We start from the raw sequence: 19,003 nt of genomic DNA on the forward strand, positions 1-19,003 counted from the left end.
CCCACACCGCTCCGGCGTGAGCACTCCCCGGGACTCACCCTGCCCGGGGGACCCCGTGCCCGCGCGTCCGCATCGTCCCCGCCCTTGAAGGACTCGCCCCATGACGGACCTGCATGACAAGCCCACCCCGGCGGCGCCCCGGCCGCGGGCCGAGCGCACCGCCCCCCGGGACGTGAGCACCGGCGCGGCACCGCACCCCCCGCTCGGGGAGCTGTTCGCCGCATGGGTGGCCCGGACGCCCGAGGCGCCCGCGGTGACCGACGGCCGGCGGACCTGGTCCTACCGGGAACTGGCCGCGCGGGCCGACCGCCTGGCCGCCGAGCTCGTCCGGCGCGGCGCCGGGCCGGACCGCACGGTGGCGCTCGTCCTGCCCCGGTCGATGGAGCTCGTCGCGGCCGAGATCGCCGTGACACGTGCGAACGCCGCCTTCCTGCCCGTCGACCCGGGCTACCCCGCCGAGCGGCGCGCGCTGATGCTGACCGACGCCGCGCCCGCCGTCGTCCTCGACGACCCGGACCATGTCCGCGCCGTCCTCGACGACGACTCCGCACCGGCCCCGGACCCCCGGCCCGCGCCGGTGGGCCCCGACCACGCGGCGTACGTCATCTACACCTCCGGCTCCACCGGCACCCCCAAGGGCGTGACCGTCACCCACCGGGGCATCGCGGGCTTCAGCCGCGCCGCCGCCGAGCAGTACGCCGTCGGGCCCGGCGACCGCGTCCTGCAGTTCTCCTCGCCCAGCTTCGACGCCGCCGTCCTGGAGCTGTGCAGCTCCCTCCTGTCCGGCGCCACCCTCGTGGTCCCGCCGGACGGGCCCTGGCTCGGCGACGAACTCGCCGCCGTCCTGGACGGCCACCGCATCACCCACGCCCTGATCCCGCCCGCCGCGCTCGCCACCCTGCCCGACCCCGCGCGCGACGACTACGCGCGCCACTTCAGCACCCTGATCGTGGGCGCCGAGGCCTGCCCGCCCGCGCTCGTCGACCGCTGGGCCCCCGGCCGCCGGATGATCAACTCCTACGGCCCGACCGAGGCCACGGTCGTCGCCTCCTGGACCGGCCCGCTGACCGCGGGCAGCGGCACCCCGACCATCGGCACCCCGTTGCCCGGCACCGAGGTCCACGTCCTCGACGCGGACCTGCGGCCGGTCGCCCCCGGCGCCGAGGGCGAGCTGTACGTCGGCGGGGACGGCGTGGCCCGCGGCTACCACGGCCGCCCCGGCCTGACCGCCACGCGCTTCGTCGCCAGCCCCTTCGGCCCGCCCGGTGCCCGGCTCTACCGCACCGGCGACCGCGCCCGGTGGACCGAGCAGGGCGAACTCGAGTTCCTCGGCCGGGCCGACCGCCAGGTCAAGGTCCGCGGCTTCCGCATCGAACCGGGCGAGATCGAGGCGGTGCTGCTGCGCCACCCCGCCGTCCGCGAGGCCGTGGTGGTGGCGCGCGAGGACGAGCCGGGGCGGAGGCGGCTCGTCGGCTACGTCACCCCCACCGACCCGGACCGGGCCCCGGACCCCGGGGCGCTGCGCGCCCGGGCGGCCGCCGCCCTGCCCGCGCACATGGTCCCCTCCGCCGTCGTCCTCCTGGACGAACTCCCGCTCACCTCCCACCACAAGGTCGACCTGCGCGCCCTGCCGGCGCCCGCCGCCGCGCCCGCCGCGGGCCGCACCGCGCCGCGCACCCCCGAGGAGCGGGCCCTGGCCGCCGTCTGGGCGGACGTCCTCGGCGTCGACGGCCTCGGCGCCCACGACGACTTCTTCGACCTCGGCGGCGACTCGATCCTCGCGGCCCGGGCCCTCGCTCGGGTCCGCGACGAACTGGGCGCCCGCCTCACCGTGCGGGACGTGTTCACCGCGCGGACCGTCGCCGCCCTGGCCCCGCTGCTCGCCGACCCGTCGGCCGCAGCCCCGGTCCGGCCCATCCCGCCCGCCCCGCGCGACCGCCCGCTGCCGCTGTCCAGCGCCCAGCGGCGGCTGTGGTTCCTCGACGACCTCACCGCGGGCGACACGGAGTACAACACCGGCGTGGCGCTGCGGCTGCGCGGCGACCTCGACACCACCGCGCTGCGCCGCGCCCTCGACGCGCTCGCCGCCCGCCACGACTCCCTGCGCACCACCTTCGCCACGGTCGACGGACAGGGCGTCCAGCACGTCGGCGGCGACGCCCGGCTGCCCCTGCGCACGGCCGACGTGACGCACGCGCCCGCCGCCGAGCGCGCCGACGCCGCCGAGCGGCTGCTGACCGAGGAGCTCGGCCGCCCCTTCGACCTGGCGACCGGGCCGCTCACCCGGGCCCTGCTCGTCCGCCGCGCCGCCGACGACCACCTGCTCCTGCTGGCCCAGCACCACATCGTCACCGACGGCTGGTCGGTGAACGTCCTCACCCGCGAACTGGCCGAGCTCTACCGCGCCGAGGCCACCGGCACCCCGCACGGCCTGCCCGCCCCCGCCGTGCAGTACCCGGACTTCGCCGTGTGGGAGCACCAGCGGCGGTCCTCCGGCGACTCCTCCGGCGAGGAGGCGGACGACCTCGCCTACTGGAAGCGGCACCTGTCCGGCATGCAGCAGCTCGAACTGCCCACCGACCGGCCCCGGCCCCCGGTGCGCACCACCGCGGGCGCGGCGCACCGCCACCGGCTCCCGGCCGGTCTCGTCGAGCGGCTGCGGCACCTCGCCACCGGCCGCGGCACGACGGTGTTCACCCTGTTCGCGAGCGCCGCCGCCGTGCTGTTCTCGCGCTACTCCGGCCAGCGGGACGTGGCCTTCGGCACGGTCACCAACGGCCGCGGCCGCCGTGACCTGGAGGACGTGACCGGCTTCTTCGCCAACACCGTGGTGCTGCGCGCGGACGTCGACGACACCGCCACCGTCGACCGGTTCGTGGAGAGCATGCGCGGCACCGTCCTGGACGCCTTCGCCCACGACCAGGTCCCCTTCGACCGCGTCGTGGAGGAGCTGGCCCCGCCCCGGGACCCCAGCCGCACGCCCCTGGTGCAGGCCCTCGTCGTCCAGCAGACCCGCGCCGAGCACCCGGCCCCGGCCGGTGGCGTACGGATCGAGGACCACCCGCTGCCCCGCCCCGCGGCCCGCTTCGACCTGGTCCTGGAGTTCGCGCCGGACGCCGACGGCGGCTACGAGCTGACGGTCGAGTACAACACCGACCTGTTCCAGGCCGCGACGGTCGGACGCGTCAGCCGCCATCTGCACCGGCTCCTCGACGGCATGGCGGACGGCCCGCACCTGCCCCTGGCCGCACTGCCGCTGCTCTCCGAGGAGGAGCGGCGCACGCTGCTCGACTCCTGGAACAGGAGCGCGGCCACCGGCGGCGAGACGGGGGACAGCACCCTCCCGGCCCTGTTCGAGGCGCAGGCGGCCCGCACGCCCGACCGGACCGCCGTGGTGTGCGGCTCCACCCGGCTGGACTACGCCGAGGTGAACCGGCGCGCCAACCGCCTCGCCCGGCGGCTGCTCGCCCGCGGCGCCGGCCCCGAGACGTTCGTGGCGCTGTGCCTGCCCCGCACCGCCGACCTCGTCACGGCCCTGTGGGCGGTGCTGAAGTCCGGCGCGGGCTACCTCCCGGTGGACCCGGAGTACCCCGCCGAGCGCATCCGCTTCATGCTCGACGACGCCGCCCCCGCCCTGGTCCTCGCGGGCCGCGACACCGCGGGCGCGCTGCCCGCGGGGTGCGAACCGCTGATCCTGGAGGACTGCCTGGAGGGCTGCCCGGACGAGGACGGTGCGTCGGCCGACGGTGGGGGAGCGGCCGACGTGACGGGGGCGCCGGAGGCCCCGGTGAGGGCTGAGCTCCCGGGGGAGCCGGGGGACGTGACCGACGCCGACCGGCCGCGCGCCCTGGACGCCGACCACCCCGCGTACGTCATCTACACCTCCGGGTCCACCGGCCGCCCCAAGGGCGTCGTGGTCACCCACCGCAGCGTCGCGGCGCTGGCCGCCTGGGCGGGGGCCTGGTTCGGGCCCCACCGCCTCGCGCACGTGGTGGCCTCCACCTCGCTCAACTTCGACGTGTCGGTCTTCGAGACGCTCTGCCCCCTGCTGTCCGGCGGCACCGTCGAGGTCGTCGCCGACCTGACCGCCCTCGCCGACGCGCCCGAGCGGCGCCGGGCCGGACTGGTCACCGGCGTCCCCTCGGTGGTCTCCCGGATGCTCACCGCGGACGGCGCGGCCGTCGACGCGGACACCTTCGTCCTGGCGGGCGAGGCGCTGCCCGCGCAGACCGTCCGCGACCTGCGCCAGGCGCTGCCCTCCTGCGAGGTGGCCAACATCTACGGCCCGACGGAGGCCACCGTCTACGCCACCGCCTGGTTCGCGGGCGACTCCGCCGCCGTGCCCGAGCAGGCGCCGCCGATCGGCAAACCCGTGGCCCGCACCCGCTCCTACGTCCTCGACCGGATGCTGCGCCCGCAACCGCCGGGCGTCACGGGGGAGTTGTACCTCAGCGGCGACGGCCTCGCGCGCGGCTACCTGGGCCGCCCCGGTCTGACCGCCACCCGGTTCGTGGCCGACCCGTTCGGCGCGCCGGGCGAGCGCATGTACCGCACCGGTGACCTGGTGCGCTGGAACGCCGACGGCGAGCTGGAGTACCTCGGCCGCACCGACCAGCAGGTCAAGGTGCGCGGCTTCCGCATCGAGCTGGGCGAGGTGGAGGAGGCGCTGCGCGCCTGCGACGGCGTCGCCGAGGCCGCCGCGGCCACCCAGGACAGCGGTGGCCACCGCCGCCTGGTCGGCTACGTGGTGCCCGCCCCCGGCGCGCGGGTGGAGCCGGACGCGGTCCGCCGGACGCTGGGCCGCACCCTGCCCGACTACCTCGTCCCCTCGGCCGTCCTGGTGCTGAGCGCCCTGCCGCTGAACCCGAACGGCAAGCTGGACCGCGGCAGGCTCCCCGACCCGGGGCCCGCCGGGGGCACCGCGCGCCACGTGGCCCCGCGCACCCCCACCGAGCGGGCCCTCGCCGCCGTCTGGGCCGAGGTCCTGCACGTGGAGCGCGTCGGCGCGGACGACAACTTCTTCGCGCTCGGCGGCGACTCCATCCTCAGCATCCAGGTCGTGGCCCAGGCGCGGCAGGCGGGCCTCACGGTCACCTCCCGCGACATCTACCGCCACCAGACGGTCGCCGCCCTGGCCCGCTGCGCGGACGCGGCGGCCGCCGCGGGCGGGCCCCGGCCCGCCGCCCCGGCCCGCGCGGCCGCCACCGGCCCGGCGCCGCTCACCCCCATCCAGAGCTGGCTGTTCGACACCGCCGCCGCGGGCGCCGGGCACTTCGCGCAGGCCCTGTCGGTGGAGCTGCCCGACGACTGCGACGCCGGGGCGCTGGAGGACGCCCTGAACGACCTGGTCGCCCACCACGACGCACTGCGGTCACGCTTCGTCAGCGAGGCCGCGACCGGTGCGGATGACGAGGTCCGTGCCGATGCCGATGTCCGTGCCGATGCCGGTGCTGGCACCGCCCACGCCGGTACCGCCGAAGGTGCCCCCCTCCCCGCACCCGGCGTCCGCTGGCACATCGACGAGGACGCGCCCCGGCTGCGCCTCGCGCGCCACACCGGGCCGGACACCGACACCCCGCACTTCGGCCCCTTCGACCTCGGCCGGGGCCCGCTGCTGCGGGCCGTCCTGCACGACCGGGGAACCGGCGCCCGCCCCGTCCTGCACCTGGCCGTCCACCACCTCGTGGTCGACGGGGTCTCCTGGCGCGTCCTCCTCGAGGACCTCGACCGGGCCTACCGCGCCCGCCGCGAGGGCCGCGACGGCGCAGCCGCCCTGCCCCCGAAGTCCTCCCCCCTGCGGGAGTGGGCCCGGCGGCTGGCCGCGTACGCCCAGGACGGCGGCTTCGACGCCGAGGCGGCGTACTGGGCGGAGGCCGTCGCGGACGCCGGGACCGCGCTCCCGGCGGACCTGCCCGGCGCCAACACGTACGCCTCGCAGCGCGCGGTGACCGTACGCCTCACCCCCGAGGACAGCTCCGTCCTGCTGCGCACCCTGCCCGACACCTACCGCACCCAGGTCAACGACGTGCTCCTGAGCGCCCTGGGCCGCGCCCTGTGCGCGTGGACCGGGCACGACCGGGTCCTGGTGGACGTGGAGGGGCACGGGCGCGAGGAGCTGTTCGCCGACGTCGACACCAGCCGCACCGTCGGCTGGTTCACCACCCGCCACCCCGTGGCCCTCGCCGTCGCGCCCGACGCGCCCTGGGACGGCGTCCTGAAGCAGGTCAAGGAGCACCTGCGCGCGGTGCCGCGGCACGGCCTCGGGCACGACGCCCTGCGCCACCTGGCCCGCCCCGGGACGCTGCCCGAGGCGCCCGCCGCGCAGATCAGCTTCAACTACCTGGGCCGCTTCGGGCTCACGGGCGACCAGGACGGCCTGTACCGGGCGGCGTTCCGCCCGCTGGAGCTGGACGCCGACCCGGAGGCGGCGCGCCCGCACGCCCTGGAGGTCGTGGGCCGACTGGACGGCGACGCCCTGGAGTTCACCTGGTTCTACTCCGACGCGGTGCACCGCGAGGCCACCGTCGCCGACGTGGCCCGGCGGTTCGCCGACGCGCTGGCCGGGATCGCGCGGCACGCCGCCCGCCCCGGTACCGGTGGACGCACCCCCTCCGACTTCCCGCTCGCCCCGCTCGACCAGGCGGCCGTGGACCGGCTCGCCGGGGACGCCCCCGCCACCCTGGAGGACGTCCACCCGCTGACGCCCACCCAGGCGGGCATGCTCTTCCACGGCCTGTCCCAGGACGACCAGAGCGTCTACTTCCAGCAGCTCTCCTTCGACCTGGAGGGCGTCCCCGACCCGGCCGTGCTCGCCGCGGCCTGGCAGCGGGTCACGGACCGCACCCCCGTGCTGCGCGCCCGCGTCGCCTGGCAGGACGTACCCGAACCCCTCCTGGTGGTGCGGCGCGGCGTGCCGGTGCCGGTCACCCACCTGGACTGGCGCGGCCTGCCCGCCGACGAGCGGGCGCGCCGCCTGCGGGACCTCCTCGACACCGACCGCGCGCGCGGCGTCGACCTGGCGCGGGACCCGGTCCAGCGGCTGGTCCTCGCCCGGACCGCGGACGACGCGGTGCACGTGGTGTGGTCCTTCCACCACCTCGCGCTGGACGGCTGGAGCCTGTTCCAGGTCCTCTCCGACGTCTTCGCCTGCCACGCCCAGCTCTCCGGCGGCGCGGCCGGTGACGGCGCCCTGCCCGAGCGCCGCCCGTTCCGCGACTACGTGGCCTGGCTGCGCGACCGCGACTGGGCCCGGGCCGAGGAGCACTGGCGCCGGCGCCTCGCCGGCCTGGCCGAGCCGACCACGCCGCCCTACGACCGCGAGCCCCGCGAGACCCACCGCGCCGAGTCCTCCGAAGGCGTCAGCGTCCGGCTGCCGGAGGCCACCACCCGGGCCCTGGAAGACCTCGCCCGGACGGCGGGCCTGACCCTCAACACCCTGGTCCAGGGCGCCTGGGCGCTGCTGCTCGGCCGCCAGACGGGCCGCGAGGACGTCGTCTTCGGCACCACCGTCTCCGGACGGCCCCCCGAACTGCCCGGCGCCGAGGACATCACCGGCCTGTTCATCGCCACCCTGCCCACCCGGGTCACCGTGCCCCGCGAGGGAACGCTCCTCGACTGGCTGCGCTCCCTCCAGCACGAGCAGAGCGAGGACCGCCGCTTCGACTACGTGCCGCTCACGCGGATGAAGGCCGGCACCGACCTCCCCGAGCGCGTCGCCCTGTTCGACACCATCGTCGTCTTCGAGAACTACCCCGTCGACGACGGCCTCGCCGCCGCCCACGGGCTGCGGCTCAGCGGCCTGGACGGCATCGAGACCACCAACTACCCGCTCAGCCTCGTGGCCTACCCCGGCACGGAACTCACCCTGCGCCTGGGATACGACCCCGCCCTGTTCGACACCGCCACCGCCGAGCGGACGGCGGAGTACCTGACCGTCCTCCTGGAGGGCATGGCCACCGGCCCCGAGCGCGCCCCCGCACGGCTGCCGCTGCTGACGCCCGCCCGCCGCCGCCAGGTCCTCGACGAGTGGAACGACACCGCCGCCGAGGCGCCCGAGGCCACCGTGGCGGAGCTGTTCGCCGCCCAGGTGCGGCGGACGCCCGACGCCGTGGCCCTGGACGCCGGGGAGGAGCGGCTCAGCTACCGCGAGCTGGACGCGCGGGCCGCGGTCCTGGCCGCCCGCCTCGCCGCGCTCGGTGTGACGGTCGAGGTGCCCGTGGGCGTCCTGATGGACCGCTCGGTCGCCCTGGTCGTCACGCAGCTCGCCCTCGTCCGCACCGGCGGCGTCTTCGTCCCCCTGGACGGCCGGGCGCCGCACGAACGGCTGCGGCGCATGCTGGCCGAGGCGGGCGCGCGCCTGCTGCTCACCGACACCGCCTGGGAGGACACCGCCCGCGAGGTGCTCCCCGACGGCACGGTCCTGCTGCCGGACAGCGATCCTGGAGCCGCACTCCCGGAGGGGGCCGCGGCTCCCGCCCTCCCCGTGCGACCGGACAACGTCCAGTACCTGATGTTCACCTCCGGCTCCACCGGCACCCCCAAGGGCGTCGCCGCGCGGCAGCGCGACGTCGCCGCGCTCGCCCTCGACCGGGCCTTCGCCGGTCACGACCGGGTCCTGGTGCACTCCCCGCACGCCTTCGACGCCTCCACCTACGAGGTGTGGGTGCCGCTGCTGCGCGGCGGCACGGCCGTCCTCGCCCCGGCGGGCGAGGTGGACGCCGCCGTCGTCCGCCGGGCCGTCACCGAGCGGGGCGTACGCCATCTGTGGCTCACCGCGGGCCTGTTCCGGCTGCTCGCCCAGGAGGACCCCGCCTGCCTGCGCGGCGCGCGGGAGGTGTGGACCGGGGGCGAGGCCGTGCGGGGCGCGGTGGTGCGCCGCGTCCTTGAGGCCTGCCCCGGGCTCACCGTCGTCGACGGCTACGGCCCCACCGAGACCACCACCTTCGCCACCCGCCGCGCCTACCGCGCCGGGGACCCGCTGCCCCCGGTGCTGCCCATCGGGCGGCCCCTGGACAACACCCGCGTGTACGTCCTGGACGAGGCGCTCCAGCCCCAGCCGCCGGGTGTGCCCGGTGAGTTGTACGTCGCCGGGGCCGGACTCGCCCGCGGCTACGCGGGCGACGCCGGGGCGAGCGCCGCACGCTACGTGGCCGACCCGTTCGGCCCGCCCGGCGCCCGTATGTACCGCACCGGTGACGTCGTGCGCTGGAGCGGCGACGGCGAACTGCTCTTCGTGGGCCGCGCCGACGACCAGATCAAGATCCGCGGGTTCCGCGTCGAGCCCGCCGAGATCGAGGCCCGGCTCACCGCGCACGCCGCCGTCGCCGAGGCCGTCGTCTCGGTGTACGAGCACGCGGGCCGCAAGCGCCTGGCCGCCCACCTCGTGCCGGTGCGGGCCGAGGGCCTGCCCCCGGCAACCGACCTGCGCGCGCACCTGTCGGCCGACCTGCCCGACTACATGCTGCCCGCCGCGTTCGTGAGCGTGCCCGCGCTGCCGCTGACCGCCAACGGCAAGGTCGACCGGCGCAGGCTGCCGGAGCCCGACTGGTCGGCGGCCGACACCGCGTACCGCGCGCCCCGCACCGAGGCCGAGCGGGTCCTCGCCGGGATCTGGGCGGAGTTGCTCGGCGTGGAGCGCGTCGGCGCCGACGACAACTTCTTCATGCTGGGCGGCGACTCGATCCTCAGCATCCAGGTGGTCTCCCGGGCCCGCGCCGCGGGTCTCGGCCTGACCCCGCGGGACCTGTTCCGCCACCCCACGGTCGCCGCCCTGGCGGCCGCCACCGGCACCGCGCGGACCGTCGCAGGGACCGGCCCGGTCTCCGGCGAGGTGGCGCTCGCGCCCATCCAGCACTGGTTCCTCGACGCCGCGCCGCGCCGCCCCGAGTTCTTCGACCAGGCCCTCGTCGTTGAGGCGGACGACGACGTCGACCCGGACGCCCTGGCCCGGGCCCTGGCCGCGCTCTGGGAGCACCACGACGCCCTGCGCTCCCGCTTCGTACGACGCGACAACGGCGCTGACGGCACTGACGGCACAGGCGGCACAGGCGGCACCGACAGCCGGACCGACAGCACCGGCGGCGCGTGGCGGCAGGAGTGCCCCGCCCCCGGCACGGATTCCCCCGAGCTGCTGCGGGTGCACGACCTGCGCGGCCTCGGCGCCGAGGAGGCGAAGGAGGCCGAGGCCCGGCTCACCGCCGCGGCCCACGCCGCCTTCCGCCTGGACACCGGCCCGCTGCTCTGCGCCCGCCTGTTCCTCGGCGACGGCCGCCCGCGGCTGCTCCTGGCCGTGCACCACCTGGTCGTCGACGGTGTCTCCTGGCGCGTGCTGCTCGAAGACCTCGACACCGCCTACGAGCAGGCCAGGGCGGGGGAGCCGGTCACCCTGCCGGAGCGCACCACCTCCGTGCAGGAGTGGACCCGGCGCCTGCGCGCGCACACCGAGGCCGACGGCTTCGCCGCACAGCGCGAGCACTGGCAGACCGTCGCCGGACACTGCGCCGCACCCCTGCCCGTGGACCACCCGGGCCAGCCCGGGCACGACCCCGCCGACGCCAACACCATGGCCGACGTGCGCGCGGTCACCGTACGCCTGGACCGCAGGCACACCGACGACTTGCTGCGCACGGTCCCCGGTGCCTACCGCACCCGCATCGACGACGCGCTGCTCACGGCCCTCGGCCGGGTGCTCACCGCGTGGACCGGGCACCGCACCGTGGCCGTCGGCCTGGAGGGGCACGGCCGCGAGGACCAGCTGTTCGACGACGTCGACCTGTCCCGCACCGTCGGCTGGTTCACCAGCCTCTACCCGGTCGCCCTCACCGTGCCGGACGGGGACTGGGGCACCGCCCTGAAGTCCGTGAAGGAGCAGGTGCGCGCGGTCCCGGACCGCGGCATCGGCTACGGCGCCCTGCGCCACCTCGCCCGGGACGAGCGCCTGCGCGCCGCCCCGGCGCCCGGCATCAGCTTCAACTACCTGGGCCGGTTCGACTGGACCGCCGGCGGCGGGGCGCTGGTGCGCTCCGTGCCCGGCGGCCTCGGCGGCGCCGAGGCGCCCGAGGAGCGGCGTCCGCACCTGCTCGACGTCGTCGCCCGCGTCGAGGGCGGCGAACTGGAGATCACCTGGCACTACGGCAGCCGCCTGCACCGCGAGGAGACGGTGGCGCGCCTCGCGGACGGCATGCTGCGCGCGCTGGAGGACATCGTCGGGCACTGCCGCCGCGACGGCGTCGGCGGCCGTACGCCCTCGGACTTCCCGCTGGCCCGCGTGGACCAGGCGACCCTCGACCGGATCGTCGGCGACGGCAGCGACGTCGCCGACCTGTACCCGCTCACGCCGATGCAGGCGGGCATGCTCTTCCACAGCCTGCTCGACCCGGACGCCCGCACGTACGTCAACCAGGTCCAGCTCGTGCTGCGCGGCGTCACCGACCCGGGCGCCCTGGCCGAGGCCTGGCAGCACACGGCGGACGCCAACCCGATGCTGCGCACCCGCCTGGTGTGGCAGGAGACCGGCGAACCCCTCCAGCTCGTGCGGCGGCGGGCCACCGTGCCCGTCACCCACCACGACTGGCGCGGCTGGAGCCCCGACCGCGTCGCCGCGGAGACCGAACGGCTCCTGGCCGAGGACCGCGACGCCGGGATCGACCTGGGCGAGGCCCCGCTGATGCGGCTCGCGCTGATCCGGCTGGCGCCGGAGCGCGTACGCGTGGTGTGGACGTTCCACCACGCCCTGCTCGACGGGTGGAGCGCCGCCCAGGTCTTCGACGAGGTGTGCGAGCGGTACGCGGCCCTGACCGCGGGCCGCCGCCCGGACGTCCCCGACCGCGCGCCCTTCCGCGACTACCTGGCCTGGCTGGCGCGACGGGACACCGCGCGGGCGGAGGAGTACTGGCGCGAGGCGCTGGCCGGTTTCGCCGTGCCCACCGAACTCCCGCGCGACCGGCGGGCCGAGGAGGCCCACCGCGCCTCCTCCTCCGGCTCCGTCCACGTCACGCTCGGCCCCGACGTCTCGGCCCGGCTGCGCGCGACGGCGCAGCACGCGGGCCTGACCGTCAGCACCGTGCTCCAGGGCGCCTGGGCGCTGCTCCTGTCGCGGTACGGCGGCGGGGACGACGTGGTGTTCGGCACCACCGTCTCGGGCCGCCCCGCCGAACTGCCCGGCGTGACCTCCATGGTCGGCGTGTTCATCAACACCCTGCCCACCCGGGCGCGGATCGACGGCCGCCGGCCCCTGCTCGACTGGCTGGGCGACCTCCAGGCCGCGCAGTCGGAGTCCCGGCGCCACGACTTCGTCTCCCTCGCCCAGATCCAGACCTGGAGCGACGTGCCCGGCGGCACCAACCTCTTCGACAGCATCGTGGTCTTCGAGAACTACCCGTTCGACGCGGACGCCGTGGCCCGCCACGGCCTCGCCGTCGAGCAGGAACGCGACCTGGAACCCACCAACTACCCGCTCAGCGTGGTGGTCGCCCCCGGCGACGACCTGGCCGTCCTGCTCGACTACGACCCGCAGGCCTTCGACGCCGCGACGGTGGAGGCCCTCGGCGCGAGCCTGCGCACCCTGCTCACGGAGATGGCCACCGCCCCCGGCCGCCGCCTGGACGAACTGCCGCTCCTCGACGACGGCCGGGCGCGGGCGCTCCTCGACCGCTTCGGCGGCCGGACCGTCCCGGCGCCGCCCAAGGTGCTGCCCGAGGTGTTCCGGGAGCAGGCCGCCCGCACCCCCGACGCCGTCGCCGTGCACTGCGGCGCCGAGCACCTGACGTATCGTCAGCTCGACGAGCGGTCCAACCGCCTGGCCCGGCTCCTGGCCGGCGCCGGCGCCGGGCCCGAGCGGTTCGTCGCCGTGGCCCTGCCGCGCACCGCCGACCTCGTCGTGGCGCTCCTGGCCATCCTCAAGAGCGGCGCCGCCTATCTGCCGGTCGACCCCGGCTACCCCGCCGAACGCCTCGCCTTCCTCTTCGACGACGTACGCCCCGAAGCGGTCGTCACCAGCGCGGCGAGCGCCGGCCGGCTGCCGGACGGGCCCTGGACCCGCGTCGCCCTCGACGGCCCGGAGTGCGCCGCGCGCCTGGCCGCCCTGTCCCCGGACGCGATCGGCGACGACGAGCGGCGCGGACGGCTGCTGCCCGGCCACCCCGCCTACGTCATCCACACCTCCGGCTCCACGGGCCGCCCCAAGGGCGTCGTCGTCGCCCACGCGTCGGTGGTGGCCCTCACCGACTGGGCCGCCGCCGCGTTCGCCGACCGGGGGCTCGACCACGTGGTGGCCTCCACCTCGCTCAACTTCGACGTCTCGGTGTTCGAGATCTTCTCCCCGCTGCTCGCGGGCGGCAGCGTCGAGGTCGTCCACGACCTGCTGGCCCTCGCCGAACGCGAAGGGCCCTGGCGCGCGGGCCTGTTGAGCGCGGTCCCCTCCGCCCTCGGGCGGCTCCTCGCGGAGGACACCGTCCACGTCACCGCCGACACCGTCGTCCTGGCCGGGGAGGCCCTGCCGCCGCGGACCGTGCGCGACGTCCGCGCGGCCGTGCCCGCCTGCCAGGTCCTCAACATCTACGGGCCCACCGAGGCCACCGTCTACGCCACCGCCCACACCTGCGACCCCGGGGCACCCGACCGCGTCCCGCCCATCGGCAAGCCCGTCGGCGGCGCCCGCGCCTACGTCCTCGACGAGCGGCTGCGGCCGGTGCCCGCCGGCGCGCCCGGCGAGCTGTACCTCGCCGGCACCGGCGTCGCCCGCGGCTACCTGGACCGCCCCGCCCTGACCGCGTCCCGCTTCCTGCCCGACCCCTACGGCCCGCCCGGCAGCCGCATGTACCGCACCGGCGACCGCGTGCGCTGGACCCCCGACGGCGACCTGCTCTACCTCGGCCGCGGCGACGACCAGGTGAAGGTCCGCGGCTTCCGCATCGAACTGGGCGAGGTCGAGGCCGCCCTGGCCGGGCACCCGGAGGTGGCCGCGGCCGCCGCCCGCGTGGTGGAGCGCGACGGCCACCGGCGCCTCGTCGCGTACGCGGTGCCCCGCGGCCCCGCGACCCCGGCCCCCGCCGAACTGCGCGCCTTCCTCGCGCGGACGCTCCCCGACCACCTCGTCCCGTCCGTGGTGATGCCGCTGGAGCGGCTGCCGCTCGGCACCACCGGCAAGCTCGACCGCCGCGCCCTGCCCGACCCGGTGTGGGCCGCCCCCGCCGCCGGAGGCGACAGCCCCCCGCGCACCGCCGCCGAGAAGACCCTCGCCGCGATCTGGTCGGAGGTCCTCGGCGTGCCCGAGGTCGGCACCCAGGACAACTACTTCGCCCTCGGCGGCGACTCCATCCTCGGCATCCAGATCGTCTCCGCCGCCCGCAGGGCGGGCCTCGCGCTCACCCCGCGCCACCTGTTCCGCCACCCGACGGTCGCCCAACTCGCCGCCGCCGCAGAGGACCTGCCCGCCCCCGCCACCCCGGCCGACCAGGGCCCCGTCGTCGGCGAGGCCCCGCTCACCCCGGTCCAGCACTGGCTGTTCGACACCCTGCCCGGCGACCCGGCACGCCTCACCCAGGCCGTCTCGTACCACGTGGCCGCCGACACCGACGCGACGGCGCTGCGCGCCGCCCTGACCGCCGTCCTCACCCACCACGACGCCCTGCGGCAGCGCTTCCCGGCCGACGGCGACGGCCGCAGGCACCAGCACGGCTCCCCGCCCGGGGCACCGCCCCACCTGGAGACGCACACCCTGACCGGCGGTGCCCCCGAAGCCGCCCTGCGCGCGCTCACCGACGCCCTGTGCGACGGCTTCGACCTGGACACCGGCCCCCTGGTGAAGGCCGCGCTGTGCCACCTGGGCGACGACCGGCGGCCCGTCCTGCTGCTCGCCGCGCACCACCTGGTGGTGGACGCGGTGTCCTGGCACCTGCTCCTGGAGGACCTGGACCGCGCCTACCGGGCTGTCCGCGCCGGACAGGAACCGGACCTCGGCCCCAAGACCAGCTCCTTCCAGAGCTGGGCGCGACGCCTGGCCGCCCACACCGAGGCCGGCGGCTTCGACGCCGAACTCGCCCACTGGAGCGCCCTGTCCGACGCCGCGCCGCTGCCCGTCGACCTCGGCGGGAGCAACGCCGGAACCTGCGAGGAGACCGTCACCGCCGGCCTGGACGGCGACGAGACCCGGCGCCTGCTCCAGGACGTGCCCGACGTCTACCGCACCCGCGTCAACGACGTCCTGCTGTGCGCCCTCGGCCGGGTCCTGGCCCGCTGGACGGGCCGCGACCGGGTCACGGTGGCGCTGGAGGGCCACGGCCGGGAGCACCTCTTCGACGACGTCGACCTGTCCCGCACCGTCGGCTGGTTCACCAGCATGTTCCCCGTGGCCCTCGACGTGCCCCCGGACGCGGACACCGGCACCGCCCTGAAGTCCGTCAAGGAGACCCTGCGCGCCGTCCCGCACGGCGGCATCGGCTACGGCGCCCTGCGCCACCTCCACCCCACGGCCGGACAGCACCTGCCCGCCCTGCCGCAGATCGCCTTCAACTACCTGGGCCAGCAGGACGCGGGCACCGCCGCCGGCGGCCTGCTCCACGCCCCCTGCGACGGCCTCACCGGCGGCGCCGACCGGGCGGCCGACCGGCCGCACCTCATCGACGTCCTCGGCCACGTCACCGACAAGCGCCTGGAGTTCACCTGGTCCTACTCCCGCGAGGTGCACCACCGCGACACCGTCGCCCGCCTCGCGGCCGAGCTCACCGACGAACTGCGCGCGATCGTGGCGCACTGCGCGACGCCCGGCGCCGGCGGCCGCACGCCCTCCGACTTCCCGCTGGCCCGCCTCGACCAGCGGGCCGTCGACCGCCTGGCCGGCACCGGCGGCGACGTGACCGACATCTACCCCCTCACCCCCACCCAGGCCGGCATGGTCGTCCACGGCATGGACGAACCGGGCGAGGGCCTGTACACCGAGCAGATCACCTTCGTGGCCGACGGCGTCCGCGACCCGCGCCTCCTCGCCGCCGCCTGGCAGCACGTCGTCGACCGCACCCCCGTGCTGCGCACCGCCGTCGCCCTGAGCGGGGTCCCCGAACCCCTCCAGATCGTGCGCCGCGACGTCACCCTGCCCGTCACCACACACGACTGGAGCGCCCTGCCGCCCGAGGACCGCGCCGCCGGTCTCGAGCGGCTGCTTGCCGCCGACAAGGCCCGCGGCATCGCCCTCGACCAGGCCCCCTTGCTGCGCGTCACCCTGATCCGGCTCGGCCCGGACGAGGTCCGCGTCGTGTGGACCTTCCACCACGTCCTCCTCGACGGGTGGAGCGTCTTCCACGTCCTGTCCGACGTCATGGCCGCCCACGCGGCCCTGGCCCGCGGCGAGGAACCGCACCTGCCCGAGCGCAGGCCCTTCGGCGACTACGCCGCCTGGCTCGCCGCCCGCGACGGCGGCCGCGCCGAGGAGCACTGGCGCGGCATCCTCGCCGGCCTCACCGCGCCCACCGCCCTGCCCTACGACCGGCGGCCCGCCCACGGCGCCACCGCCCGCTCCGGCACCTGGCTGTCCCAGCGGCTCCCGGAGGACGACACGCGGCGCCTCGCCGACTTCGCCCGCCGCCACCAGCTCACCCTCAACTCCGTCGTGCAGGGCGCCTGGGCGCTGCTGCTGTCCCGGTGGAGCGGCGAGCAGGACGTGTGCTTCGGCACCACCGTCTCCGGCCGGCCCTCGGACCTGCCCGGCGCCGACACCATCACCGGCCTGTTCATCACCACCCTGCCCGCCCGGGTGACCGTGGACGGCGCCGCCCCGTGCGGCGCGTGGCTGCGGCGCACCCAGGCCGCGGCGGCCGAGGACCGGCTCTTCGCCCACGTACCGCTCACCGACCTGCACGCCCTCAGCGGCGTCCCCGCGGGCACCCCGCTCTTCGACAGCCTGCTGGTCTTCGAGAACTACCCCGTCGGCGACGCCACAGCCGGCGCCCACGGCGTCCACGTGCGCGACCTCGACGCCCGCGAGGCCACCAACTACCCGCTCACCGTGGTCGTCTCGCCCGGCGAGCGCCTCGCCGTCGAACTCGGCCACGACCCCCGCTACTTCACCAAGGCCACCGCGCACGCGCTCGCGGCCCAGCTCCTGCACACCCTGCGCGCGCTCGCCGCCGCCGAGGACGACACCCGCCTGGACACCGTCGAGATCCTGCCGCCCGAGGACCGCGAGCGGCTGCTGCACGGCCCCGTGCGCCCCGCGCTGGCCCCGGCCGCCCCGGCGACGCTGCCCGCCCTGGTCGAGGCCGCCGTGGACCGCACCCCCGCGGCGACGGCGCTCACCGCGCCGGACCTGTCCCTCACCTACGCCGACCTCGAACGCCGGGCGAACCGCCTCGCCCACCAGCTCATCGCCCGCGGGACCGGCCCCGGCGACCTCGTCGCCCTCGTCCTGCCCCGCTCGGCGGAGATGGTCCTCGCCCAGCTCGCCGTCACCAAGGCGGGAGCCGCGTTCCTGCCCGTGGACCCGGGCTACCCCGCCGAGCGGGTCGCCCTGATGCTGGAGGACGCCCGGCCCGCCGAGACCCTCGACGCGGACCAGGTCGCCGCCCTGCTCGCGGCCGCCCCGGACACGCCCGAGCACCGGCCCGCCGACGCCGACCGCGTCCGCCCGCTGCACCTGGACGACCCGGCGTACGTCATCTACACCTCCGGCTCCACCGGCACCCCCAAGGGCGTCGTCGTCACCCACCGCGGCCTGGCCGCCTTCGCCGCCGCCGAGGCCGCGCACTACCAGGTCGCCCCGGGCGACCGCGTCCTCGCCTTCGCCACGCCCAGCTTCGACGCCTCCGTCCTGGAGCTGTGCATGTCCCTGCCGCACGGCGCCCGCCTCGTCGTGCCCCCGCCCGGACCGCTGCTCGGCGCGGAACTGGCCGAGGTGCTGCGCCGCGAGCGCGTCACCCACACGCTGCTGCCGCCCGCCGCGCTCGCCACCCTGCCGCCGGACACCCCCGGCACCCTGCCCGACCTGAAGACCCTGACCGTCGGCGCCGACGCCTGCGGCCCCGAACTGGTCGCCCGCTGGGCCCCGCACCACCGCATGGTCAACTCCTACGGGCCCACCGAGGCCACCGTCGTCGCCACCTGGTCCGCGCCGCTGACCCCGGACGGCGGCGCCCCGCCCATCGGCCGCCCGCTGCCCGCCACCGGCGCCTACGTCCTCGACGACCGGCTGCGCCCGGTCCCCGTCGGCGTGGCCGGCGAACTGTGGCTCGGCGGACCGGCCCTGGCCCGCGGCTACCTCAACCGGCCCGCGCTGACCGCCCAGCGGTTCACCGCCGACCCGTTCGGCCCGCCCGGCTCCCGCATGTACCGCACCGGCGACCTCGTCCGGCGCGACAGCCACGGCGAGCTGCACTACCTGGGCCGCACCGACCACCAGCTCAAGCTCCGCGGCCACCGCATCGAGGCGGGCGAGGTCGAGGCCGCCCTCACCCGCCACCCGGGCGTCCTCGACGCCGTGGTGAGCGTGCGCGAGGACGAGCCGGGCCTGCCGCGCCTGGTCGCCCACCTGCTCGCCGCGCCCGGCACGCAGCCGCCCACCGCGGCCGAGCTGCGCGCCGAGGCCGCACGCACCCTGCCCGGCCCGATGGTCCCCTCGGCGTACGTCGTCCTCGACCGCTTCCCGCTCACCGAGAACGGCAAGACCGACCGGGCGGCCCTGCCCGCGCCCCCGCCCGACCAGGAACGGACGTCCGGCCACGTCGCGCCGCGCACCCCCACCGAGGAGGCCCTGGCCCTCCTGTGGGAGGAGGCCCTGCAGGTGACCGTGGGCGTGGAGGACGACTACCTCGCGCTCGGCGGCGACTCCCTGCGCGCCCTGCTCATCGCCTCCCGGGCCAACGACGCCTTCGGCGTGACCCTCACGCCCCACGACGTCCTGGTCCACCGCACGGTCGCCGCCCTGGCGGACGCGGTGGAGGAGCAGATCCTGAGCGAACTCGAAGACGCCGCACGCGGCGACAGCGACCACGACGAACGGTGAGGACCTCCAGAC

The 19,003-nt window shown here is 76.9% G+C and carries 1 protein-coding gene; it reads left to right on the forward strand.

Translation table 11 applies throughout. The annotated features are described in order from the left end of the window. The first annotated feature begins 100 nt into the window (after positions 1–100). Positions 101–18,991 (forward strand): non-ribosomal peptide synthase/polyketide synthase, encoded by an 18,891-nt coding sequence (locus tag QK440_RS13185; RefSeq protein WP_282793259.1) that lies wholly within the window; start codon positions 101–103, stop codon positions 18,989–18,991. Positions 18,992–19,003: the final 12 nt, after the last annotated feature.

Source organism: Streptomyces sp. CC224B, assembly GCF_030010595.1.
GTDB lineage: Bacteria > Actinomycetota > Actinomycetes > Streptomycetales > Streptomycetaceae > Streptomyces > Streptomyces longispororuber.

Coding starts and splice junctions, on each gene's coding strand:
- QK440_RS13185 (WP_282793259.1), top strand. CDS start 101: ATGACGGACCTGCATGACAAGCCCACCCCGGCGGCGCCCCGGCCGCGG.